Source organism: Kocuria sediminis, assembly GCF_009735315.1.
In the GTDB taxonomy this organism is placed as follows: Bacteria; Actinomycetota; Actinomycetes; order Actinomycetales; family Micrococcaceae; genus Kocuria; species Kocuria turfanensis.
In genome coordinates, this window is the sequence record NZ_WOGU01000005.1 from 56,561 (window position 1) to 80,612 (window position 24,052).

Annotated in this window: 20 protein-coding genes and 2 tRNA genes; 13 read left to right on the forward strand and 9 right to left on the reverse strand. The window is 72.3% G+C overall.

What is annotated here, in order from left to right:
* Nucleotides 1-4 precede the first annotated feature (4 nt).
* From recF to GMA12_RS07295, 8 genes are all read left to right on the forward strand, one after another.
* Nucleotides 5-1,225: a DNA replication/repair protein RecF gene (gene recF / locus GMA12_RS07265; RefSeq protein ID WP_162459603.1), complete on the forward strand. Its 1,221-nt coding sequence runs from the start codon at nt 5-7 to the stop codon at nt 1,223-1,225.
* Nucleotides 1,222-1,899 (forward strand): DciA family protein, encoded by a 678-nt coding sequence (locus GMA12_RS07270; RefSeq protein ID WP_370830659.1) that lies wholly within the window; start codon nt 1,222-1,224, stop codon nt 1,897-1,899. Before recF ends, GMA12_RS07270 begins: the two co-directional genes overlap by 4 nt.
* A 346-nt stretch (nt 1,900-2,245) precedes the next feature.
* On the forward strand, nt 2,246-4,345 hold the full coding sequence (gyrB, locus tag GMA12_RS07275) for a DNA topoisomerase (ATP-hydrolyzing) subunit B (RefSeq protein WP_162459604.1): 2,100 nt from the start codon (nt 2,246-2,248) through the stop codon (nt 4,343-4,345).
* A gap of 89 nt (nt 4,346-4,434) precedes the next feature.
* Nucleotides 4,435-7,128, forward strand: coding sequence for a DNA gyrase subunit A (gene gyrA, locus GMA12_RS07280; protein ID WP_156268619.1), 2,694 nt, complete (start codon nt 4,435-4,437; stop codon nt 7,126-7,128).
* Entirely contained in the window at nt 7,125-7,712 is a 588-nt protein-coding gene (locus tag GMA12_RS07285; protein ID WP_156268621.1) for a DUF3566 domain-containing protein, read from the forward strand. The genes gyrA and GMA12_RS07285 overlap by 4 nt, the downstream gene beginning before the upstream one ends.
* A 100-nt stretch (nt 7,713-7,812) precedes the next feature.
* Nucleotides 7,813-7,886 (forward strand) — tRNA-Ile (locus tag GMA12_RS07290).
* 32 nt (nt 7,887-7,918) lie between these two features.
* The gene (locus GMA12_RS19260) at nt 7,919-8,041 is read left to right on the forward strand and encodes a hypothetical protein (protein WP_276607371.1); all 123 of its coding nucleotides are present in this window, start codon (nt 7,919-7,921) and stop codon (nt 8,039-8,041) included.
* Nucleotides 8,042-8,053: 12 nt separating this feature from the next.
* Nucleotides 8,054-8,129: transfer RNA gene (locus GMA12_RS07295), tRNA-Ala, on the forward strand.
* Between the two features lie 176 nt (nt 8,130-8,305).
* Here GMA12_RS07295 and GMA12_RS07300 read toward each other — a convergent pair.
* Nucleotides 8,306-9,178 (reverse strand): hypothetical protein, encoded by an 873-nt coding sequence (locus GMA12_RS07300; RefSeq protein ID WP_156268623.1) that lies wholly within the window; start codon nt 9,176-9,178, stop codon nt 8,306-8,308.
* 158 nt (nt 9,179-9,336) lie between these two features.
* Here GMA12_RS07300 and GMA12_RS07305 point away from each other — a divergent pair, with 158 nt between their 5' ends.
* The 4 genes from GMA12_RS07305 to GMA12_RS19535 all read left to right on the forward strand — a co-directional run bounded on the left by GMA12_RS07305 (nt 9,337) and on the right by GMA12_RS19535 (nt 13,279).
* On the forward strand, nt 9,337-9,882 hold the full coding sequence (locus GMA12_RS07305; protein ID WP_062735760.1) for a peptidylprolyl isomerase: 546 nt from the start codon (nt 9,337-9,339) through the stop codon (nt 9,880-9,882).
* Between the two features lie 156 nt (nt 9,883-10,038).
* A complete protein-coding gene (locus GMA12_RS07310) occupies nt 10,039-10,833 on the forward strand; it encodes a rhomboid family intramembrane serine protease (protein ID WP_162459605.1) in 795 nt (264 codons plus the stop codon).
* 308 nt (nt 10,834-11,141) lie between these two features.
* The gene (locus GMA12_RS07315; protein WP_162459606.1) at nt 11,142-11,834 is read left to right on the forward strand and encodes a response regulator transcription factor; all 693 of its coding nucleotides are present in this window, start codon (nt 11,142-11,144) and stop codon (nt 11,832-11,834) included.
* Nucleotides 11,831-13,279, forward strand: a complete 1,449-nt coding sequence (locus GMA12_RS19535) for a sensor histidine kinase (RefSeq protein WP_156268627.1) — start codon at nt 11,831-11,833, stop codon at nt 13,277-13,279. The genes GMA12_RS07315 and GMA12_RS19535 overlap by 4 nt, the downstream gene beginning before the upstream one ends.
* Nucleotides 13,280-13,286: 7 nt before the next feature.
* Here the strand turns inward: GMA12_RS19535 and GMA12_RS07325 are convergent, their stop codons facing one another.
* From GMA12_RS07325 to GMA12_RS07340, 4 genes are all read right to left on the reverse strand, one after another.
* Nucleotides 13,287-14,087, reverse strand: coding sequence for a GntR family transcriptional regulator (locus tag GMA12_RS07325; RefSeq protein ID WP_156268629.1), 801 nt, complete (start codon nt 14,085-14,087; stop codon nt 13,287-13,289).
* Entirely contained in the window at nt 14,084-15,085 is a 1,002-nt protein-coding gene (locus GMA12_RS07330) for a zinc-binding dehydrogenase (protein ID WP_156268631.1), read from the reverse strand. The genes GMA12_RS07325 and GMA12_RS07330 overlap by 4 nt, the downstream gene beginning before the upstream one ends.
* A gap of 116 nt (nt 15,086-15,201) precedes the next feature.
* Nucleotides 15,202-15,825, reverse strand: coding sequence for a LysE/ArgO family amino acid transporter (locus GMA12_RS07335; RefSeq protein WP_370830669.1), 624 nt, complete (start codon nt 15,823-15,825; stop codon nt 15,202-15,204).
* A complete protein-coding gene (locus tag GMA12_RS07340) occupies nt 15,822-16,652 on the reverse strand; it encodes an MSMEG_6728 family protein (protein ID WP_156268633.1) in 831 nt (276 codons plus the stop codon). Before GMA12_RS07340 ends, GMA12_RS07335 begins: the two co-directional genes overlap by 4 nt.
* Nucleotides 16,653-16,725: 73 nt before the next feature.
* On the opposite strand from GMA12_RS07340, the gene GMA12_RS07345 reads away from it, so the two are divergent.
* Nucleotides 16,726-18,147, forward strand: a complete 1,422-nt coding sequence (locus GMA12_RS07345) for an MFS transporter (protein ID WP_156268635.1) — start codon at nt 16,726-16,728, stop codon at nt 18,145-18,147.
* A 262-nt stretch (nt 18,148-18,409) separates the two neighbouring features.
* Here the strand turns inward: GMA12_RS07345 and GMA12_RS07350 are convergent, their stop codons facing one another.
* The 4 genes from GMA12_RS07350 to GMA12_RS18530 all read right to left on the reverse strand — a co-directional run bounded on the left by GMA12_RS07350 (nt 18,410) and on the right by GMA12_RS18530 (nt 23,649).
* Nucleotides 18,410-20,098, reverse strand: a complete 1,689-nt coding sequence (locus GMA12_RS07350) for a thiamine pyrophosphate-dependent enzyme (RefSeq protein WP_156268637.1) — start codon at nt 20,096-20,098, stop codon at nt 18,410-18,412.
* A gap of 289 nt (nt 20,099-20,387) precedes the next feature.
* Nucleotides 20,388-21,803, reverse strand: a complete 1,416-nt coding sequence (locus tag GMA12_RS07355) for a sugar porter family MFS transporter (protein ID WP_156268639.1) — start codon at nt 21,801-21,803, stop codon at nt 20,388-20,390.
* Between the two features lie 169 nt (nt 21,804-21,972).
* Nucleotides 21,973-23,166: an ROK family transcriptional regulator gene (locus GMA12_RS07360; protein WP_156268641.1), complete on the reverse strand. Its 1,194-nt coding sequence runs from the start codon at nt 23,164-23,166 to the stop codon at nt 21,973-21,975.
* Between the two features lie 150 nt (nt 23,167-23,316).
* Entirely contained in the window at nt 23,317-23,649 is a 333-nt protein-coding gene (locus GMA12_RS18530) for a glutaredoxin domain-containing protein (RefSeq protein WP_162459607.1), read from the reverse strand.
* Nucleotides 23,650-24,052 lie beyond the last annotated feature (403 nt).

Sequence of the window (24,052 nt, forward strand, 5' to 3'; positions counted from 1 at the left end):
GGGCGTGTTCGTCGACCACCTCTCCCTGCTGGACTACCGGACGTATGCCCTGCTGGACATACGTCTGGGGCCCGGGACCACCGTGTTCCTGGGCCCCAACGGCGTGGGCAAGACGAACATCGTCGAGGCCCTGGACTACACGGCAGGGCTCTCCTCGCACCGCGTGTCCTCGGACGCGCCGCTGATCCGCTTCGGCGCCGAACGGGCGATCGTGCGGGTGCGGGTGCGGCGCGGCGGCCAGCAGACGGTCCTCGAGCTCGAGCTCAACGACGGCCGCGCCAACCGGGTGCGCATCAACCGGGCCGCCCCCGTCCGCGCCCGGGACGCCCTCGGCATCGTGCGGACGGTCCTGTTCTCCCCGGAGGACCTCTCCCTGGTCAAGGGCGACCCCTCGCACCGGCGGCGGTTCCTGGACGACCTCGCCCGGTCCATGCGCCCGGTCCTCGCCGGCACCATGGCCGACTACGAGAAGGTGCTCAAGCAGCGCAACGCCCTGCTGAAGTCGGCCCGCCGCAGCGGTCGCTTCACCGAGACCCACCGCTCGACGCTGGCCGCGTGGAACGACCAGTTCGCCCGCACCGGGGCCGTCATCCTGCACGCGCGCCTGCAGCTGATCGACGCCCTGGCCCCGCAGGTGGCCACCGCCTACGACCAGCTCACCGACGGCACGAAGCCCACCGCGCTGCGCTACGTGTCCTCGGTCCTGCCGGAGAGCGCCGGCGGGGACGTCGGGCAGCTGCGCGACTTCACCCCGGCGGACCTGCACCGGCTGATCCTCGAGGCGTGCGAGGACGCCGAGCAGCGGGAGCTCGAGCGGGGCCTGACCCTGATCGGCCCGCACCGCGACGAGCTCGAGCTGCTGCTGGGTCCGGCCCCCGCCCGCGGCTACGCCTCGCACGGGGAGACCTGGTCCTACGCCCTCGCCCTCCGGCTGGGCTCGTGGTACGTCCACCTCGCGGACGATCCCACGGAGGGCGCCGCGCCCATCCTGCTGCTCGACGACGTGTTCGCGGAGCTCGACGCCCGGCGCCGGAGCCGCCTGGCCGCGATCGTGGCCTCCGCGGAGCAGGTTCTGGTCACCGCCGCGGTCGAGGAGGACCTGCCCGCCGAGCTCGTGGCCGGCCCGCACGACGTGGTGCGGGTGGGGCCCGGGACGGCCGTGCGCGACGACGAGCGCCCGCCCGCGGTGACCGGCCCGGAGGCGGGGGAGGCTCCGTCGTCGTGAGCGGGCCCGAGCGCGGGGACCGGCTCCCCGGTCCCCCGGACGATCTCCCGGCGGACCCCTCGGCGGCCCCGCCGGAGGCGAACGTCGTGCGGATCGAGGACGAGATCGACGCCCCCGCGGCGCTGCTGACCCGGATGCGCCACGCCGCCGAGGCGCGCGGGGACGGCCGGCTCTACGGGGCGGCCGCGCGGCGCAACCTCAAGAACTTCGGGGCGGCGATGGAGTCGGCCACCGCGTCCCCCGCCGAACGCCTGGGGCGCCGCGGCAACGACGTGGACCCCCGGGCGCTCGGCGGGTACTCCGGGGCGGGCCGCTCCGCCCGCGACCCCCGGGGCGTGGGCTCGGTGCTGGACGCCCTCGTGTCGGGGCGGGGCTGGAAGTCGCCGGTCGCCGTCGGCTCGGTGCTCTCCCGCTGGGACGAGCTCGTGGGCCCGGGGATCGCGGGGCACTGCCGGCCGGAGAGCTTCGACGAGACGGTGGTGCGCGTCCGCTGCGACTCGACCGCCTACGCCGCCAACCTGCGGCTCATGGTCCCGCAGCTGCTGCGCATGTTCGACGAGCACCTGGGGGAGGGCATCGTCACCCGGATCGAGATCCTCGGCCCGGCCGCGCCCAGCTGGAAGCGCGGCCGCCGGTCGGTGCAGGGCCGGGGCCCCCGGGACACCTACGGGTGAGGCCGGCGCCGCGGAGCGCTGAGCGGCCTCGTGGCGCGCTGCGGCCCCCCGGGAACGATCAGCTGGTGGTGGAGAGCAGGAAAATTCGTCCTGAGGGCCTTTTCCGGCCGCTCAGGGGCATCTGCGGGCACCCCCGGCCCGTCGTTTTCCGATAGAATCGGTGTCAGACAGGAATCGACGGACCGGGCCCCCACGGCCGATCGCGGCACCCGCCCGCGGCGCGGACGCCCGGAGTCGTCGAACCGTTCCGACCCTGCACGAGCCGATGAGTCGTCGAGCGTCTCATCGGCGTTCTCTTGTGCTGTCCGGAGCGGCCGGAACGCCCAACAGGAGGAGCCAGGAACCCGTGGCAACAGAGGATCCGCAGAAGCGCGAGTACGGTGCCGGTGACATCACCGTCCTGGAGGGGCTCGAGGCCGTCCGGAAACGACCCGGCATGTACATCGGCTCGACCGGCCCGCGCGGGCTGCACCACCTCGTGTACGAGGTGGTCGACAACTCGGTCGACGAGGCGCTGGCCGGCTACTGCGACCACATCGAGGTGACGCTGCAGGCCGACGGCGGGGTGCGGGTCGTCGACAACGGCCGCGGCATCCCCGTGGACGTCCACCCGACCGAGGGCCGGCCGACCGTCGAGGTCGTCATGACGATCCTGCACGCGGGCGGCAAGTTCGGCGGCGGCGGCTACGCCGTCTCCGGCGGCCTCCACGGCGTGGGCATCTCGGTGGTCAACGCCCTGTCGCGCCGCGTGGAGACCGAGGTCCGCCGCCAGGGCCACGTCTGGCGGATGGTCTTCGCCGACGGCGGCCGGCCGCAGGGCGAGCTGGTCCGGGGCGAGGAGACCGAGGAGACCGGCACGACCCAGGTCTTCTACCCCGACCCCGAGATCTTCGAGACCGTGGACTTCGACTTCGAGACCCTGCGGGCGCGCTTCCAGCAGATGGCGTTCCTCAACAAGGGCCTCAAGATCAGCCTGACGGACGAGCGCGTGGCCGAGGAGTCCGGTGAGGAGATCGCCGGTTCCGCCTCCGACCACTCGGCGGTCCGCCCGGCCGGCGGCGCGGCCGCGGAGCCCGTCGAGGGCCGCGACGGCGGCACGGACGTCCCCCGGCTCAACCACGAGGACGAGAACGACTCCGGCCACCGCCGGGTCGTCTACAAGTACGACCACGGCCTGCTTGACTACGTCACCTTCCTGAACACGTCCAAGAAGGCCGATCTCGTCCACGACGACGTCATCGCGATCGAGACCGAGGACGCCGACCGCAGGATGTCCCTCGAGCTCGCCATGCAGTGGACCACCGCCTACACCGAGTCGGTGCACACCTACGCGAACACGATCAACACCCACGAGGGCGGCACCCACGAGGAGGGCTTCCGCTCGGCCATGACCTCGCTGGTGAACCGGTACGCGCGGGAGAACAAGCTGCTGCGGGACAAGGACGAGAACCTCACCGGCGACGACGTGCGGGAGGGCCTGACCGCGGTCATCTCGATCAAGCTCGCCGAGCCGCAGTTCGAGGGCCAGACCAAGACCAAGCTCGGCAACTCCGAGGCGAAGGCCTTCGTCCAGCGCGAGGTCAACGACCGGTTCGGCGACTGGCTCGAGCGCAACCCGGCCGCGGCGCGGGAGATCATCCGCAAGGCCATCAACGCCTCGCAGGCGCGGCTCGCGGCCCGGAAGGCGCGCGAGACCACCCGCCGCAAGGGTCTCCTCGAGTCCGGCGGGATGCCGGGGAAGCTCAAGGACTGCTCCTCCAAGGACCCGTCCCTGTCCGAGATCTACATCGTGGAGGGCGACTCCGCGGGCGGCTCCGCGGTGCAGGGCCGGGACCCCGCCCACCAGGCGATCCTGCCGCTGCGCGGCAAGATCCTCAACGTGGAGCGGGCGCGGCTGGACCGGGCGCTGTCCAACGCCGAGGTCCAGTCGATGATCACCGCCTTCGGCGCGGGGATCGGCGACGACTTCGACATCGAGAAGGCGCGCTACCACAAGATCGTGCTCATGGCCGACGCCGACGTGGACGGCCAGCACATCACCACCCTGCTGCTGACGCTGCTGTTCCGCTTCATGCGCCCGCTCATCGAGCACGGCTTCGTCTACCTGGCCCAGCCGCCGCTGTACCGGATCAAGTGGTCCAACGCACCGCACGACTACGTCTACTCGGACGCCGAGCGGGACCAGGCCCTCGCCCGGGGCCTGGCCAACAACCAGCGCATCCCCAAGGACAACGGGATCCAGCGCTACAAGGGTCTCGGCGAGATGGACTACACCGAGCTCTGGGACACCACGATGGACCCCGACCACCGCACGCTGCTCCAGGTGACCATGGAGGACGCCGCGGCCGCGGACCAGGTCTTCTCCGTGCTCATGGGCGAGGACGTCGAGTCCCGCCGCGAGTTCATCCAGCAGAACGCCAAGGACATCCGGTTCCTCGACATCTGACCCGCGACATATAACCGTTTCGGCACATTCAGCCGGGACCGGGACGCCGGCCGGACACCGAGAACCAGCAGACAGAACGGAAAGACCGTATGAGTGACGAGAACCAGGACGGACAGACCCCGGAGGACGCCGGCCTCGCCGGCGACCTCGAGACCTCGCCCGTGCTGACCGACCGCGTGGAGCAGGTGGACCTGCAGACCGAGATGCAGCGCTCCTACCTCGACTACGCCATGGCCGTCATCGTCGGCCGCGCCCTCCCGGACGTCCGGGACGGGCTCAAGCCGGTGCACCGCCGCGTCCTCTACGCGATGTACGACGGCGGCTACCGCCCGGACCGGTCCTTCAACAAGTGCGCCCGCGTGGTGGGCGAGGTCATGGGCCAGTACCACCCGCACGGCGACTCCGCCATCTACGACGCCCTGGTGCGCCTCATCCAGCACTGGGTGATGCGCTACCCGCTCGCGCTGGGACAGGGCAACTTCGGCTCCCCGGGCAACGACGGCGCGGCGGCCCCCCGGTACACCGAGACGAAGATGGCGCCCATCGCCATGGAGATGGTCCGGGACATCCACGAGGAGACCGTGGACTTCCAGGACAACTACGACGGCAAGAACCAGGAGCCGTCGGTGCTGCCGTCCCGGTTCCCGAACCTGCTGGTCAACGGGTCCTCCGGCATCGCGGTGGGCATGGCCACCAACATCCCGCCGCACAACCTGCGCGAGGTCGCCGACGGCGTGCAGTGGTACCTCCGCAACCCGGACGTCTCCAACGAGGAGCTGCTCGAGGAGCTGCTGCAGCGGATCAAGGGCCCGGACTTCCCGACCGGGGCGCAGATCCTCGGCCACAAGGGCATCGAGGAGGCCTACCGGACCGGGCGCGGCTCGATCCCGATGCGGGCCGTGGTCAACGTCGAGGAGATCCACGGCCGCACGTGCCTGGTGGTCACGGAGCTGCCCTACCAGGCGAACCCGGACAACCTCGCGATGAAGATCGCCGACCTCGTCAAGGACGGCCGGATCACCGGCATCGCCGACATCCGGGACGAGACCTCCGGGCGCACCGGGCAGCGCCTGGTGATCGTGCTCAAGCGGGACGCCGTGGCCAAGGTGGTGCTCAACAACCTCTACAAGCACACGCAGCTGCAGGACAACTTCTCCGCCAACATGCTCGCCCTGGTGGACGGGGTGCCCCGCACCCTCAGCCTCGACGCCTTCATCCGGCACTGGGTCACCCACCAGATGGACGTCATCGTGCGGCGCACCCGCTACCGGCTGCGCCAGGCCGAGGCGGAGGCCCACATCCTGCGGGGCCTGCTCAAGGCCCTCGACGCCCTCGACGAGGTCATCGCGCTCATCCGCCGCTCCCCGACGGCCGACGACGCCCGCACCGGGCTCATGGAGCTGCTGCAGATCGACGAGGACCAGGCACAGGCCATCCTCAACATGCAGCTGCGCCGGCTCGCCGCCCTCGAGCGGCAGAAGATCCAGGACCGGCACGCGGAGCTGGAGCGGCTGATCGCCGAGTACACCGAGATCATCGCCTCCGAGGCCCGCCAGCGCGACATCATCTCGACCGAGCTCGAGGAGATCGTGGGCCGCTACGGCGACGACCGTCGCTCCGAGATCCAGTACGGCTACGACGGCGACATGTCGATGGAGGACCTGATCCCCGAGGAGGAGATGGTCGTGACCATCACCCGCGGCGGATACGTCAAGCGCACCCGCTCGGACCAGTACCGGTCCCAGCGCCGCGGCGGCAAGGGGGTCCGGGGTGCGCAGCTGCGCGCGGACGACGTCGTCGAGCACTTCTTCGTGACCACCACGCACAACTGGATCCTGTTCTTCACGAACCTGGGCCGGGTCTACCGGACCAAGGCCTACGAGCTGCTCGAGGCCGGCCGGGACGCCAAGGGCCAGCACGTGGCCAACCTGATGGCCTTCCAGCCGGGGGAGCGGATCGCCCAGGTCATGGAGCTGCGCTCCTACGACGACGCCCCCTACCTCGTGCTCGCCACCCGCAACGGGCTGGTGAAGAAGACCCGGCTGCTGGACTACGACACCAACCGCTCGGCCGGCGTGATCGCGATCAACCTGCGCGAGGACGACGAGCTGGTCTCCGCGCAGCTGGCCTCCGCGGAGGACGACCTGCTGCTCGTCTCCCGCAACGGGATGTCCCTGCGCTTCACCGCGTCGGACGACGTGCTGCGCCCCATGGGCCGGGCCACCTCCGGGGTCACCGGCATGAAGTTCCGCGACGGCGACGAGCTGCTCTCGGCCAACGTGGTGACCGACGACGCCTACGTCTTCGTGGTCACCGAGGGCGGCTACGCCAAGCGCACCAAGGTGGACGAATACCGGGTGCAGGGCCGCGGCGGGCTCGGCATCAAGGTGGCGAAGCTCGCGGAGCAGCGCGGCCGTCTGGTCGGCGGCCTGATCGTGGGCGAGGAGGACGAGGTCCTCGTGGTCATGGAGTCCGGGAAGGTCGTGCGCACCGGGGCCTCCGAGGTCCCCGCCAAGGGCCGGGACACGATGGGCGTGATCTTCGCCAAGCCGTCCGCGGGCGACTCGATCACGGGCGTGGCCCACAACGCCGACCGCGAGATCGCCCAGGAGGTCGACGCCGAGGCCGTGGCCGAGATCGACGTCCAGCAGGACGAGTCCATGGAGACGGCCGACGTGCAGCAGGCCGAGGACACCGATGAGCTCGATTCCGTCCCCGGAACCGGGGACACGTCGGACGATGAAGTAGCGTTGGACGCGAACAACAACGGAGGTAACGCATGAGCTCGAGTTCCGGCTCCAACGCCGCCGGCAAGTCCGGACGCGCCCCCCTCGCGTCCGCGCCCCGGCCCGGTGCCGCGGCGCAGCCGGGCCCGGCCACGTCCGCGAGGTCCGGGACGGCCGCCCGCACCGCCCCCAGGCCGGTGAAGTCCGCCCCGGCCCCGGCCAAGAGCAGCCGGCCGGCCGGCTCCACGAAGGGACTGGTCCGCCCCGCGCCGCGCCCGAGGGTCCGCCGGGCGCGCCTCGTGGTCTCGAAGGTGGACACCTGGTCGGTGCTCAAGCTCGCGTTCCTGCTCTCGGTGGCGCTCGGGATCATCACCGTGGTCGCCTCCGTGGTGCTGTGGATCGTCCTGGACCTCACCGGGATGTTCGACGGCATCAACGAGCTGCTCGGCATGCTGGGCGGCGCGGGCGGGGCGCTGAACGTGAAGGACTTCCTCTCGCTGGGTCAGATCGCGATCTTCGCGACCATCGTCTCGGTGGTCAACGTGATCCTCCTGACCGCTCTCTCGGTGCTCGCGGCACTGCTCTACAACATCGCCGCGGCCCTCGTGGGCGGGGTCGGTCTCACCCTCACGGACGACTGACCCGGCGCGGTGCGGCACCGGGCGCCGGCCCGTGCCGGGCTGGATTTGGCACGGGTCGGCAACTCCGGTATCGTTTCTTCTCGGTCCGCAAGGGCCGGAAGGGCGTATAGCTCAGACGGTTAGAGCGCTTCGCTGATAACGAAGAGGTCCCAGGTTCAATTCCTGGTACGCCCACGGTTCCCTTTTTCGCATGTCAGGAGGCAGGCGTGAACAGGAAAGTGGCTGCGGTTCTCGCCGTGGTCGGAGCGTCGGTCGCGGTGCTCTCCAAGCTGCGGGAGACCGACGCCGACCGTACCGCGTGGGCGGACGCCACCGACGAGGTGGAGTAGTCCGGGCACTGCGGGGGCGTGGCGCAATTGGTAGCGCATCTGCTTTGCAAGCAGAGGGTTAGGGGTTCGAGTCCCCTCGCCTCCACCACCTGAGATCCCGATCGAGCGCCTGCTCGGTCGGGATTTTCTGTGCCCGGCCGCCGGGCCGATCCGACCGCCGGTGACGCGACGCACCGTCCCGGTGCCGCGTCCCCGATCCTGCACCACGGCGAAGGCCCCCGCTCCCGGGACGGGAGCGGGGGCCTTCGCGGCGGGAGCGAGGGCTCAGGACTCGTTGTCGTCCTTCTTGCCCTGGATCTGCTCCTTGACCTCGTGGATCGTGGCCTTGGCGTCCTCGCCCACGGACTGGGCGTTGTCCTTGACCTCGGCGGCGGCCCCGGAGACACCACCGGACTGGCCGGCCGGAGTGGTGGCGTCCTTGACGTCGTCCACCTGCACGCCGGTGCCGGCGGCCACGGTGGTCTGCTGGGCGACCGGGGAGGCCGTCACGCGCGGGGACGTGGCCGCGGGGGTCTTCCAGGGGTCCTCGACCGGGCGGGACGCCTTCCAGGCGGCCACGCCGGCGACGCCGCCGGCGACCAGCAGGCCCAGCACCAGCAGGCCCTTGTGCGAGCTCTCGGCCTTCTTCTGCTGCTTGGCGTAGTCCTTGGCGACCTTCGCGGCGGCCTTCTTGGCGTTGGCCACGGCCTTCTTGTCACCGGTCAGCTTGGCGACGATGGCCTCGAGCTGCTCGGGGGTGTCCGCGTCCGCGAACTTGCCCGCGAGCAGGGCGGCGGCACCGGCGTACTTCGCCTGCACCGCGGCGCGGCCCTCGGCGGCGCGGTCGGCGGCCTTCGCGGCGACGGGGGCCGCGGCCTTGGACGCCTTCGCGGCGACCGGTGCGGTGACGGCGGCGGCCTTCAGCTTCGCGGAGCCGGACAGGTCGTGCGCCCGGCCGAGGCTCTCCTGGACCTTCGGCCCGGCGGTCGCCACACCACCGGCGAGGGCGGCGGCACCCGCCTCGACGCTGTGCTGCAGGCGGGGTGCCAGCTCGCCGATCTCCTTGGACGCCCACTTGCCGGCGTCGAGCACCTTGCTCTCCGCGGCCTTCTGCGCCGCGGTGGCCTTCTTCTCGCTCTTGGACTTCGTGAAGCTCATGAATCCATCCCTCCTCGGGTCGTGACAATCCATGGTCAGCATACGGGCAGATCCCACCCGGATGGAGGCGCTCCCGCGCGATACCGGGGCTTTTCACTGTGCGCTGAACGCCACGGGACGTCACGGAGCGGCCTCTGCCCGCGTGCAAGAATGACCCCATGACTTCTGCCATCCCCACCGCCAAGGCGACGATCCACACGAACCACGGTGACATCGTCGTGAACCTGTTCGGCAACCACGCCCCGAAGACCGTCAAGAACTTCATCGGCCTCGCGGACGGCACCCAGGAGTGGAGCGACCCGCGCACCGGCGAGAAGCAGACCGGTCCCCTGTACCAGGACGTGGTCTTCCACCGCATCATCCGCGACTTCATGATCCAGGGCGGGGACCCCCTGGGCCAGGGCATCGGCGGGCCGGGCTACGAGTTCGACGACGAGATCCACCCCGAGCTCAACTTCAACGAGCCCTACATCCTCGCCATGGCCAACGCGGGCAAGCGCAACGGACGGGGCACCAACGGGTCCCAGTTCTTCATCACCACGGCCCCCACCACCTGGCTGCAGGGCAAGCACACCATCTTCGGCGAGGTCGCCGACGACGCGTCGCGGAAGGTCGTCGACGAGCTGAACAACGTCCGCACCGGCGGCATGGACCGTCCGGTCGAGGACTGCGTGATCACCTCGATCGACGTCGAGCAGCTCTAGGCCCCAGCAGGACCCCCGCCCCGGCGCCGCCGGGGCCACGGCGCAGGCCCGTCCGGAGCGATCCGGGCGGGCCTGCGCCGTACTCGTCCACCGAATCCTCTGCCACCGATCCTTTTCACCGATGCCGGCCCGCGGGCCGGGCCACGAGGAGTCCCAGTGAGCGGCGAGCGACCGCAGTACGGCGCGTCCACCGGGGGAGCGGTCCCCGTGTGCCCGCGCCACCCGGACCGCCCCAGCTACGTCACCTGCCAGCGGTGCGGCCGCCCGGTGTGCCCGGAGTGCCAGCGCACGGCCGCGGTGGGGGTGCACTGCGTCGACTGCGTGCAGGAGGCCTCGCGCCGCCGCCCCGCCGTGCGCACCGGCCTGGGCGGCCGGGCGCCGCAGGGCTCGCCGATGCTCGTCACGTGGTGGCTCATCGGCGCCAACGCCGTGGTCTACGCCCTGCAGTGGCTGGTCCAGGCCGCGGGCGTGAGCCTGCTCCAGATGTTCGCCTACGCTCCCGTGATGACCACGTCCGAGCCGTGGCGGATGCTCACGAGCGGCTTCCTGCACTCGATGTCCAGCCCGTTCCACCTGCTCCTGAACATGTACATGCTCTACCTGTTCGGACGGATGCTGGAGCCCGCGCTGGGCCGCACCCGGTTCCTGGTGCTGTTCCTGCTCTCCGTCCTCGGCGGGTCGGTGGGCGTCCTGCTGCTCTCCCACCCGCTGAGCCTGGTGGTCGGCGCCTCGGGCGGCGTCTTCGGGCTCTTCGGCGCCCTCTTCGTCCTCCAGCGGCACCTCGGGCAGTCGATCACCCCCATCGCCGTGCTCATCGGCGTCAACATCGTCTTCGGCTTCCTCTTCCCCGGCATCGCCTGGCAGGCCCACCTCGGCGGACTGCTCACCGGGGCCCTCGTGGCCTTCGGCTACACCGCGGCCGCACGACGGCGCGCGGGCCGCCGGCGCTGATCCGCACGGGTCCTGCCACAGGGTTCTCCACAGGCTCTGTCCCCAGCTGTCGACAAGTTACAGCCGTGGAATTCCACACCTGTGACCCCTGCTGTGGACGGCGCCACGGCGGCGTCCACAGCTGTTAATAACGCTGTGGAGAGACGGCTGTGCACACGGTTCTCCACACCTGTGGACAACGTTGTGCACCGGTTGGGGAGAAGGCGCCGGCGGAGCGGGCGCGCCGTCCTCAACGGATCCTCAGGGCGGTGCGGGACACTGGAGGCGGGCCGCACGGTCCCGTGACGGCCGGTGAGGAGGGAGGACGCGTGCGCGTGCTGCTGGTGGAGGACGAGGTGGACCTCGCGGAGTCGGTGCGCCGCGGCCTGACGAACGAGGGCTTCGTGGTCGACGTGGCCCACGACGGCATCACCGGGGCGTGGCTGGCCCGGGAGAACCCCTACGACGTCGTGGTCCTGGACCTCATGCTGCCCGGCAAGAACGGCTACGCCGTCCTCGAGGAGATGCGCGCCGCCGAGAACTGGGTCCCCGTCCTGATGCTCACCGCCAAGGACGGCGAGTACGACCAGACCGACGCGTTCGACCTGGGCGCCGACGACTACCTGACCAAGCCCTTCAGCTTCCTCGTCCTCGTCGCCCGGCTGCGGGCGCTCATCCGCCGGGGCGCCCCCGAGCGGCCGGTGGTGCTCTCCGCCGGCTCCCTGGAGCTGGATCCCGTCCGCCGCACCGTGACCCGCCGCGGGCAGCGCCTGGAGCTGACCGCGAAGGAGTACGTCATCCTGCAGTACCTCCTGCAGAACAAGGAGAAGGTGGTCTCCAAGCTCCAGATCATGGACAACGCCTGGGACGCCGGCTTCGAGGGCTCGGAGAACATCGTGGAGGTCTACGTGGGCTACCTCCGGAAGAAGATCGACGCCCCCTTCGGCCTGTCCACCCTCCAGACGGTCCGCGGCATGGGCTACCGCCTGGTGCCCGACGAGCCGGGGGCACCGGGCGCGTGACCGCCCGCCGGAGGTCGCCGTTCGAGCGGTGGGGCGTGCGCCGGCGCAGCACGGCCGCCGCGGGCCTGCTCATCCTGCTCGTGGTCGCCGTGGCCGGGGCCGTGCTGCTCGAGCTCCTGCACCGCACCGCCGTGGGGGCCGCCCACGACCAGGCCGTGGCCCGGCAGGCCGAGATCCTGCAGGACCTCGGCGTTCCCTGGCAGCCGCGGACGGCCGGCGGCACCGCCCGGGAGACGGCCGTCTACACGACCTCCGGCCTCGGGGAGCTGATGCAGCGGATGGCGCGGCCGGGCGTGCTCGTGCAGCTGCAGGACGCCGACGGGCGGCTGGTCGCCGCCTCGCCCGCCTCCACACTGGACGCCGGCCTGTCCCCGCCCACGCTCGAGCCGGGGCAGTCCTTCGACTCCGCGGGGGACACCGCCGGACCGGGTCCGCGAGCCGACGACTTCGTCTATGTCTCGCACGGCATGTACATCAACGACGTGCCCTTCACGCTCACCGTGGCCGTGCCCATGGCGCTGCAGCAGACCACGATCCGGACCGTGAGCCTGTTCCTGGTCGTCGGCGGGCCGGTGCTGGCCCTGCTCGGGTCCGCCCTCATGTGGTTCCTGGTCGGCCGCTCCCTCGCCCCGGTGCGGCGGATCACCGGGCAGGTGCGCCGGATCGGCACCGCCAACCTCGGGGAGCGGGTGGACGTGCCGCCCACCGGGGACGAGGTCGCCGCGCTCGCCGGGACGATGAACGGGATGCTCGACCGGCTGGAGGCCTCCGACCGGGCCCAGCGCCGGTTCGTGGCGGACGCCTCCCACGAGCTGCGCAGCCCGCTGGCGACCCTGACGACCACCATCGAGGTGGCCGCCTCGGACCCGTCCGCCACGATGTGGCCCGAGGTCGCTCCCGTGCTCCGGTCCCAGTCCCGCCGGATGGGCCGGCTCGTGGAGGATCTCCTGACCCTGGCGAAGGTCGACGACGCCGGGCTGCGGCTGCGCGTCGCGGACACCGACCTCGACGAGGTGGTGCGGGAGGAGGTCGCCCGGATGCGGCCCGCGTCGCGGCACGAGGTCCGTGTGCACGTGGAGCCGGTGCGGATCCGCGGGGACGGGAGCCGGCTGCAGCAGGTGCTGCGCAACCTGCTCTCCAACGCGGAGCGGCACGCCGAGTCGTGGATCGCCGTGTCCCTGCGGACGGAGGGACAGGAGGCGGTCGTGACCGTGGACAACGACGGCACGGGCATCGCCCCGCAGGACCGGGAGCGGGTCTTCGAGCGGTTCGTGCGCCTGGACGACTCCCGGACCCGGGACACTGGCGGCTCCGGTCTGGGACTGGCGATCAGCCGGGAGATCGCGTCGGCCCACGGGGGCACGATCACCGCGGGCGACGACGGGAAGGGCCACTGCCGCTTCGAGCTCCGGCTCCCGCTCGGGCCCGGCGGCGCCGGGATCTGAGCCGCGCTCAGTACCCCGAGGAGGCCTCGCCCCAGATCCGGTGCACCAGGTCCGGGACGTCCTGCTCGGGGGTGCCCCGGGCGCGCAGCGCCTGGCCGATCTGCCGCTCTGCCGTCGAGGCGAGGTGCTCGCGCATCGCCTCTCCCGCGGCGTCCCCGTCCCGGGCGAGCACCGCCTGCACCAGGGCGTCGTGCTCCCCGGCGAGCTCGCCGACCGGGCGGAGCGTCGTGGCCGTCACGACGCCCAGGAAGGACGTGGTGGCGCGCAGCCGCTCCACGAGCCGCGCCGCCTGCTGGTTCCCGGCGAGCTGGAGCAGGACCAGGTGCAGCCCCTCGTCGGCCCCGGCGGTCGCTTCGAGGTCCTGCGCCCGCGCGGCCGCGTGCATCGTCTCCCACTGCGCCCGGACCCCCTCGAGGTCCGGCGGCTGCGCGAGGCCCGCCGCCCGCCGGGCGGCGGGGACCTCCAGGGCGGTGCGCACGGCGAGGATCTGCGCGACGTCGGTGGGGCTGACCTCGACGATCTCGAAGCCGCGGTTGCGGTGGAACCGGATCAGCCCGGCCTCGCCCAGCCGGAGGAGGCCCTCCCGCACGGGGCTGCGGGAGACGTTCATGACGGAGGCCAGCTGCTGCACGGAGTACAGCCGCCCGGGCTCCATCTGCCCGGCCATGACGGCCCGCCGCACCGCCGCCATCACCTGGACGGCGAGCGAGCTCTGGGTCGTGGCGGTCACGGCGGGCAGGGCGGGGGTGCCGGTGGAGGGGCGGTCGTCCGCCGCGGAGCCGGCGAGGGGACGGAGGCGCTCGGTCACGGCGTCACGGTGAGCTTGATGTCGCCGGGGCGGTGCTCCTCGGCCCGCCGCATGGCCTCGGGCAGCCGCTCGAGGGGGAGCTCGGGGCCCAGGCAGTGCTCCACGTCGATCTCGCCCTCCGAGATCCGGCGCAGCGCCTCGCGGAAGGACGTCAGCCCCGGCTCGGCCTGCGCCGCCACGGAGCACTGCAGCCGCAGGTTCTTGCGGAACGCCGTCCACAGCGGGATGTCCGTGGGCCCGTGCCGCTCCGGCAGGCCGAAGAAGCCCACCACGCCCCGGTGGGCCGCGAGGTCGACGGCCTGGTCGCGCAGCACGTCGTGCCCCACGGCCTCGATCACGAGGTCGGCGCCGCGCCCGCCGCTCACCTGGGCCACGACCTCGCCCAGGTCCTGCTCCGGCACGTGCACGGGGGTGGCGCCGAGTCCCCGGGCGACCTCGAGCCGGCCGGGGTCGAGGTCGGAGGCGACGACGCGCTCGAAGCCCAGCCGCCGGGCCTCCTCCACGAAGAACAGCCCCGCGGAGCCGGCGCCCATCACCACGCAGGTGTGCGCACGCCGGGCGGGCGTCTCCACGGGCCAGAACTGGCGCATGGCGTAGAGGCAGGTGCCGTACTGCTGGGCCATCATGAGCCGACGCAGCTGCCGGGAGTCGGTGGGGTCGGTGCCGGCGGGAAGCTCGACGACGTGCCGGTCGTCCAGCAGCTGCAGCTCGGCGAAGCACCCGCCCGTCTCCCCCTGCGGAACGGTGAGCACGAGCGCGCCCTCCGGGACGTGCTTCGACCGGGACTGCACCACCACCCCGACCCCTTCGTGACCGGGATAGCCGGGTCGGCGGGGGCCCTCGGCGTGCAGCAGGCCGTGGAAGACCACGTGCAGGTCCGAGCCGCAGATCGAGGCGTGCAGCATCCGCACCACCAGCTGACCCGGCTCCGTGGCCTGCGGATCCGGCCAGTCCGTGACGGTGATCGTCCCCGTGGCGGGAACGTGGGACCCTCGCATGTGCGCCTCCTGCCGTCCGGCACGACGGGCACCGGGTGAGTGACATGCTACCGACCCTTTGCCTCGGTGCTCCCGCATGACAGGAGATGAATGGGGGCGCGCCCGCCGGGTGCCCGTCAGGCGCCCAGCGCGAGCTCCAGGGCGAGCACGAGCATGAGCAGCGCGAGCGCGCCGTCGAGCACCCGCCAGGAGGCGGGCGCCGCGAAGAACCGCCGCAGACGGGTGGCGCACCACCCCAGACCCCCGAACCACAGCACGCTGGCGGTCATCGCCCCGGCGGCGAACCACCAGCGCAGCTGCTCGCCCTGGGCATTGGCCAGCGATCCCATGACCAGGACGGTGTCCACGTAGACGTGGGGGTTGAGCCAGGTCAGGGCCAGCGCGGTGAGCGCCACCCGGCCGCGGCCGGGCGGCGCCGCACCTGCCGCCACCAGGCCGCCCGCGGGTCGCAGCGCCCGCCGGGCGGCCAGCAGCCCGTAGCCCAGCAGGAACGCCGCCCCGGCCCAGCGCAGGGCGCTCATCAGCCAGGGCGCCACCTGCTCCAGGAGGGAGGTGCCGGCCACGGAGGCGGCGATCAGGATCAGGTCGGAGACCGCGCACAGCGCCACCACGGTGCCGACGAACTCGCGGCGCAGGCCCTGCCGGAGGACGAAGGCGTTCTGCGCCCCGATGGCCACGATGAGGGCCAGGCCCGAGCCCAGGCCCAGCAGGGCCGGGCCGAGCACGACGGCCGGGCTCACGCGCCGGCGCCCACGGCCTCGGCGGGGACGGCGAAGACTGGGCGCGGGGACTGCAGCCGTGCGGGGGCCGGCAGCTCCCGGCGCAGGACCCGTTCCCCGGGCTCGAGCTCGAGGGAGAACCCCGCGACGGCGTGGTGCACGTTCTCGCGCAGCACGGTCCGCTCCACGAGCTGCTCGGGGCCGGGCGGCCCGTGCAGCAGGAGCACGGGCTCACCCTCCTGCAGCTCCTGCTCGACGCGTGCCACCGCCGCCATCCAGTGGTTCTCCCGCACCCCCTCCGGCACGCGGAACGGGACGAGGACGGCGCCGCCGGCGGCCTCGTGCGTCCCCGGCGCCAGGACCCAGGCGCGCCGGCCGTGCGGCGGCTCGGCGGGAGGAGTGCGGGCCTGCGCGGGTTCCGGCCACACGTAGTCCAGGCCGGCGGTGTCGTCCGGGAACACGTCCCGGTAGAGCTCCTCGTCCTTGCTCAGCAGCTTGGACCGGTGGGAGCGGTGGAACGCGTCGTCGCCCAGCCACGGGGGCGGCTGCGCCACTCCGTCGTCGGGATACCGGTCCCAGGCCTCCGGGGCGAACTCCCGGATCTGCCACGCGGTGCTGTCGGCCCCGCCGCGGGCGGTCCACTCGTCGACCATCGCCCGCCCGTAGGCCACCAGTGCGGGCACGTGCCCGGTCCACATCGCCGTGGCCGGGTGCCGGTACCAGCCGTAGCCGGGAACCGTGGCCGCGCGCAGCACCTGGAGGGCCTCCACCCGCTGCTTGCCGAGCCGCTTGCGGTCCAGGGCACGGGCGGAGCGGGCGAAGTCCGGGTAGGGGAGGAAGGTCTGCACCGCCCCAGTCTGCTACGGACCGGGCGGTGGCCACCACCGCGGCGTCCCGTGGACCGCTCCGTAGACTGGCACCATGCCCCTGCCCCGCGCGCTGGAGCCCTTCCGGCTCGGCGAGTACCGTGTGCTCGCCTTCGCGATGTTCGTCAGCGTCTTCGGCGCGGGGATGTGGGCGGTGGCCCTGGTGAACCAGGTCCTGGAGCTGGACGGGACGGCCGTGGACCTCTCGGCCGTGACGGCCGTGGGTGCCCTGGGCATGCTGGTGGTCGTGCTCGTGGGCGGCATCGCGGCGGACCGCTTCCCGCTGGCGGCCCTGCTGCGCCTGGTCGAGACCGCGAATGCCCTCACGGCGGGGACGGTCGCGGTGCTCGCCCTGACCGGTGGGCTGCGACTGTGGCACCTCGGCGCCGCGGCGTTCGTGTTCGGCGCCGGCGTGGGTTTCTTCTACCCGGCGTACTCGGCCGCGCTGCCCCGGGTCCTGCCCGCGCGGCAGCTGCTCGCCGCCAACGGGGTGGAGGGCACGGCGCGCCCGCTGCTGCAGCAGGCGGCCGGCCCCGCCGTGGCCGGCGTGCTCATCGGGCTCCTGGCTCCCGGCGGGGCGGTCGCCCTGATCGCCGCCTGCCACCTCGCGGCGCTCGTGCTGCTGCTGCGCCTGCACGTGCCCGAGCGGGAGTCGCTGCCCGTGACGGGCCCGACGGCCCGGGCGCAGCTCGGGGACCCGGCCGCGGCATCGACGGTGGAGCCGACGGTGGAGCCGGAGGTGAGGTCGGCTGCGGAGTCGGCCGTGGAGTCGGCTGCGGAGCCGGTCGCCGGCTCGGTGCCGGGCGCGGAGTCCGTCGCGGGGACGTCGGAGACGTCCGGGGGCGTGTTCGCGTCCGTGCGGCGCGATCTCATGGAGGGCGTGCGCTACACCGTGCACACGCCGTGGCTGCTGTGGACCCTGCTGTGGGCGGTGTGCGCGGTCTTCCTGCTGCTGGGGCCCCTGGAGGTGCTCGTCCCTTTCCTCGTGCGGGACCGGCTGGGCGGGGACGCCGCCACCTTCGGCTACCTGCTGGCGTGCTACGGCGGGGCCAGTGCGCTGGCCTCGCTGGTGGTGGCCTCACTGCCCCTGCCGCGGCGCTATCTCAGCTGGATGATCGGGCTCTGGGGGCTCGGGACGCTGCCGTTCGGTCTGGTGGCGACCACGGAGTCGTTCTGGGTCATGGCGGTGTGTCTCGCGTGCGTCGGCGCCGGTGACGGCGCGGGCATGGTGCTGTGGGGCACGCTACTGCAGCGCCGGGTCCCGCGGCACATGCTCGGACGGGTCTCCAGCCTCGACTTCTTCGTCTCCATCGCCCTCATGCCGGTGTCGATGGCGATCGCGGGGCCCGTCGCCCAGGTCGTGCCGCTGCCGGTGATCTTCTGGACCGTGGCCGTGCTGACCCCCGTGCTGGGGTTCGTGGCGCTGTGGGCCGGCCGGATGCGCGAGGACGAGCTGGCGCACCCCTTGGCGGGCTGAGGCCCCCCGGGCGCTGCGGCCTCCGCCGACGGGCCGAGCCCGCCCGGTCCGCGGCATCCGCCGGCGGTGTCTGCGTGCGCCCGCGCGCTCTGCGGCCTCCGCCGGGAGCCGGATCCGCCCGAACACGCCGGCGCCCCGGGAGCGTCGGCACCCCGGGGCGCCGACGCTCCGGGAACGCCACCAGTGGCGCGCCGGCGGCCGTCTCCCGTGACAGGGATCGGTCGCCGGCGCGCGCCGGTCAGGTGCGCCGGCCGGAGCCGGGTCAGTAGGCCTTGACGCGCTGTTCGACGATGAGGTGGATCAGGGCGAAGCGGCCTTCTTCGTCGATGGCGTGCAGGGCGGCCTCGAGGGCGCCGGGGATGTCCGCCTGGTGCTCCACGCGCACCCCGTAGCCGCCGAAGGCGGCGGCCATGAGCGCGAAGTCGGGGTTGACCAGCTGGGTGCCCGAGACCCGGTGCGGGTAGTCGCGTTCCTGGTGGGTGCGGATGGTGCCGTACTCCTGGTTGTCCATCACGATCACCAGTGGGGTGGCCCCGTACTGGGCGGCGGTGGCCAGTTCCTGGCCGTTCATCAGGAACTCCCCGTCCCCGGCGATGGTCACCACCCGCCGGCCCGGGTAGCGCAGCGAGGCGGCCACCGCCGAGGGCACCGAGTAGCCCATCGAGCCGTTGCGCGCGGAGATCATCGTCGCGTAGCCGCGGGTGGGGAAGTAGCGGTGGGCGAAGTTGGTGTGCTCCCCGGCCCCGAAGGTCACCATCGCATCGTCCGGCAGCCCGGCCACCAGGTGGGCCAACATGGTGTCCATCCGCGCCGGGGCGTCGGCCGGGGTCTCGGCGGTGACCATCGGGGCGGGGGTGGAGAACTCGACCTGCTTGGCCCGCAGGCGGGCGGTCCACTCCTTCCAGACCTCCTTGACGGGCAGGTCGATGCGCACCAGGTCGCGCACGAACACATCGGGCTTGGCCACGATCTGGTAGGACACCGGACCGGAGCGCCCGCGCAGGGAGGGGTCAATGGTGACCAGGAAGTTCTTCTTCTCCCAGTCCTGGCGGACCAGGAACCCGTTGGTGATCACGTCCCCGGGCACCGTGCCCACGAACACCAGCAGGTCGGTCTCCTCCAGCATCTCGAAGGTGGCCTGCGGGCGGCCGTAGCCGATCGGGCCCACGTAGGAGTCGGAGTCGAACGGAACGGTGCCCTCGGTGCGCCACTCCGCGGCGGCCGGCAGGTGGTGCTCCTCCAGCCACCGGGTCAGGCCCTCGGCCCCGGCGGTCGTCCAGTCGTTGCCGCCGGTGACGAACAGCGGCTTCTCCGCCGCCGAGAGCGCATCGCGCAGGGCCTTCCAGTCGTGGACCGTCATCCCGCCGGTGGCCACCGGGATCGGCGGGTGCAGGGCGGGGTCGATCTGGGTGCGGATGATGTCCTCGGGCAGCCCCACCACCACCGGGCCGGGCCGGCCGGAGTTGGCGGCGAAGAACGCCTCGGCCACGATCTCGGAGGCCCGCTCGGCGTGGTCGAGGACCATCACCCGCTTGGCCCCGGAGTCGAACCAGGCGTGCGGGTCGAACTCCTGGAAGGCCTCCTTGTCCCGGTGCTCGAAGGGGATCAGCCCCACGAACAGCACCATCGGGGTGGAGTCCTGCCAGGAGGTGTGCAGCCCCACGTGGGCGTTGGCCGCCCCGGGCCCGCGGGTCACCATCGCCACCCCGGGCACCGGGTTCATCTTCCCGTCGGCCTCGGCCATGTACGCCGCCCCGCCCTCGTGCCGGCACACCACCGTGGCGATCGGGGAGCCGTGCAGACCGTCGAGCACGTCGAGATAGGACTCGCCCGGCACCACGTAGGCGCGTTCCACCCCGTGCGCCACGAGCGTGTCCACGATCACGTGGCCCGCCGACTTCCGGGCAGTGGTCTCAGCAGGGGATGCGGGATCCGCAGTGGTCTGGGTCAACGTGGTTCCTTTTCGCCGTTGAAAATGGAGCGGTGGGACTGGGTGGGTCGGGACCGGTTCGGGGGCCCGGGCCGCACACAGCTGTCCCGAAAATACCCGAAGTCGGCGGCGATGCGTGTCCTGGCAGTCACCGAGGGGTAACGAAGAGTGCACAGCCCGCGTCCGGCGCCGTGCGGTGGTGAACACGGGGAGCACCGCGGAGGACGCCTCCGCAGCGGGAAACGACGGCGGTCCGCCTCCCCCGGAAGGGAAGGCGGACCGCCGTCGTCGCCGGAGCCGGGGCGCCGGCTCAGTCCTGCATGTCCTCCAGCTCGATGCCGGTGGTCTCCCGCACCATCTTGATCGTGAACACCAGGGAGATCAGCGCGAAGAGCGCGTACAGCCCGTAGGCGAGCCCGAGGGAGGCCTCGGCCAGCGGCGGGAAGGTCACGGTGACCAGGAAGTTCGCGACCCACTGCACGAAGCCGGCGACGGCCAGGGCCGCGCCGCGGATGGCGTTGGGGAACATCTCGCCGAGCAGCACCCACATCATCGGGCCCCAGGAGACGCCGAAGAACACCACGAAGAGGTTGGCCGCCACCAGGGCGACCGGCCCGGCGACGGGGCCGAGCACCGGGGCGCCGTCGACGACGTCGGCCGTGGCGAACAGGACGGCCAGGGTCGCCAGGGACAGGGTCATGCCCGTGGACCCCACGAGCAGCAGCGGCCGGCGTCCGACCTTGTCGACCAGGGCGATCGCCACGACGGTCACGACGACGTTGGTGACCGAGGTGATCACGGTGATCGTGAACGAGTCGGCCTCGGTGAACCCCACCGACTGCCACAGCACGTTGGAGTAGTAGAAGATCACGTTGATGCCCACGAACTGCTGCAGCGCGGCCAGGCCGATGCCCACCCACACGATCGGCTTCAGCCCGGCCATGCGACCGCGCAGGTCGGACATGCGGGGCCGGTGCTCGGAGCGGACGGACTGCTGGATCGCCTGGACGCGGTCGTTCGCCGAGACGATGCCCTGCAGACCGGTGAGCACGTGCCGGGCGTCGTCGGCCCGCCCGGCGAGGACCAGGTACCGCGGGGACTCCGGAATGGCGAAGGCACCGATGCCGTAGGTCACCGCGGGAACGGCCATCGCCAGGAACATCCAGCGCCAGGCCTCCAGGCCCAGCCAGAGGGTCTCGTCCGCGCCGCCGGCCCAGGCGGCCAGCAGGGCGTCGACCGTCAGCGAGACGAAGATGCCGAGCACGATGCCCAGCTGCTGGAGCGAGCCGAGGCGACCGCGCACGGCGGCGGGGGCGACCTCCGCGATGTAGGCCGGGGCGATGACGGAGGCGACGCCGACGGCCACGCCGCCCACCACCCGCCAGAGGATGAACCAGCCCAGGTGGTACGCCAGGCCGCAGCCGAGCGCGCTGAGCAGGAACATCACGGCGGCGATCTTCATGACGGGCACGCGGCCCAGCCGGTCGGCGATCCGGCCGCCGAAGAAGGCGCCCACCGCTGCGCCGAGGAGGGCCGAGGCCACGGTGGTGCCGAGCACGGCGGCACCGATGTTGAACTCGGTCCGGATGGACGCGACGGCTCCGTTGATGACGGCGGAGTCGTAGCCGAAGAGGAATCCGCCGAAGGCGGCGATGATGCTGATCTTGATGACGGCCGAGGTGTTGGGGTGCTCCGCGACCGGCGGGGTCGTGGCGTCTTGACTCATCGGACAGCTCCCTTGCTGGTGAGGATTTCGGCGAGGGGCCGGGGCGCCGGCCTCCGCACCCCGGGACGGACGCACCGGCCGACGTCGAGGGGATCGTGTGGTCCGGTCCACAGTAGAACTCGGCGCACCGGATGTCCATTAGTTGAACACGATGGACGCGCTCTCCCGCTCAGCGGGTCGGCCCGGCCCCGGCCGGCAGCTCCGCGTGCTGCAGGGCCAGGATGACGGCGCCCGCCACGTGGGCCTGGATGCCGAGCCGGGCGGCCTCGATCCGAAGGTCCTGCACGCTGCCGCGGACCCCGTAGCGGGAGACGATCTCGCGCAGCGGGTCGAGCAGCAGGTCCCCGGCGCGGGAGATCTCCCCGCCGATGACCACGAGCTCGGGGTTGATGATGTTGCACAGGTTGGCCACGCTGGTGCCCAGCATCCGTCCCGTGTCCCCGATCACCCGGGCGCAGCCGACGTCCCCGGCGGCCGCGGCGGCCACGAGGTCGCGGATCGTGAGGTCCGGGCCGTGCGTGTCGGCCAGCAGCCGGGTGGTCTCCTCCGAGGAGACGTAGGTCTCGAGGCAGCCGCGGTTGCCGCACCGGCACACCCGGCCCCGCTCGTCGACGGTCGAGTGGCCGATCTCGCCCGCCGATCCCGTGGCGCCGCGGAAGAGGGCGCCGTTGAGGATGAGGCCCGAGCCCACCCCGTGGCCGATCTTGATGTAGGCCATGTTGCGCGCTCCGCGCCCGGCGCCCCACACGTGCTCGCCCAGAGCACCCGCGTTGGCGTCGTTCTCGACCACGACGGGCAGGCCGAGCCGCCGGCCGGCCTCCTCGCGCACGTCGATCCCGCTCCAGGCGGGCAGGATCGCGCTCGCACTGATGAGCCGGCCGTCCAGGTCGACGGGCGCCGGCAGGGTGAGGCCCGCGGCGAGCAGCTCCGGGCGGGCGGTGCCGAGGCCTTCCAGCAGGTCATCGAGGGCCCGCCCCGCGAGCTCGAGGTCGTCGGCGAAGCGGTGCCCGGCGGGCAGGTCGTGGCGCCGCTGGGCGAGGATCCGCTGGTTGAGGTCGGCGACCGCGACCGTGAGGTGCCGGTGCCCCACGTCGATGCCCACCACGTGGCCGGCCGACCCGCTGAAGCTGATCAGCTGGCCGCGGCGGCCCGCGTTGTCGGCCTCCATGACGAGCAGCCCGGCGCCGATGAGCTCGTGCACGATGTTGGACACGGTCGACGGCGCCAGCGCGGTGCGCCGGGAGATCTGGGCCTGCGTCAGGCGGCCGTTGCGGCGCACGGTGTCGAGCACGCGGCGCTGGTTGGCGTTGCGCAGGGACGTCTGCGAGCCGGGCTTGGCGCGGGGCTCGGCGGACTCGGACATCGCCGTCCTCTTTCGCCGGTGAACATGTGCTGAATTGTGATTCTACCCATCATTCATAGGTTGAAGACAGGGGTCAGCCGTCGTCCTGGGGCCGCCCCGCTCGCACCCCGCGGTCCGGCCGGGGGGCAGCGGCGCACCGGGCGCCGGCGCTCAGCGCGCGGCGGCGGAGTTCGCGATCAGTGCCCTCGTGCGGGCCACCTGCTCGCGGGATGCCGCCACGAAGTGCTCGTCCCGGGTGACCACCGTGGGCACGGTGGCGTTGCCGTCGTTGAGGGACTCGACGAACGCCTGGGCGTCGCGGTCCTCCCAGATGTTCGTCCACGTGGCGCGGTCGGCGTCCTCGGCGAGGCCGCGTTCGAGCATGCCGCAGAACGGACAGCCGGGCCGCCAGTAGATCGCGACCCCTCCCTCCGCCACGTGCTGAGCGGCCTCGGTGTGGGAGGCGGCCGGTCGGGCGCGGCGGGACGGGTCCTTCTTGAACACGGGTGCTCCATCGTCGGTCGGGTGGTGCGGGGCCTCGTTGGCCGATCAGTCTAGTGCGGCTCTCGCGGCACGTCATTGTCCCCTGGATGGGGGACGAGCCGACCGTCTCGGGGTCGTCGGCGGTGGCCCACCCCGCGTCGAAGGGTGGGCAGAGGCACAACTTCTCCCGCTTGATCTTCGTGCCAATCCCGCAGTTGTTCCACGTGAAACGGAACAGCGCTGAGATCATCAGCCTCTGGGGGTTGCGGGGTCCGCAGGTGACCGGAGCCACGACACGTGGCGTCATGCGAGCGGTCGGGTGCCGTGCTGTCCCCCGAACAGCTTCATGATTTGTCATTCTCTGTGTCCGGGCGGAGAAATTTTCGCGAAGACCCTTGTCAGAGGCCTGCTCGGCCGTTGCACG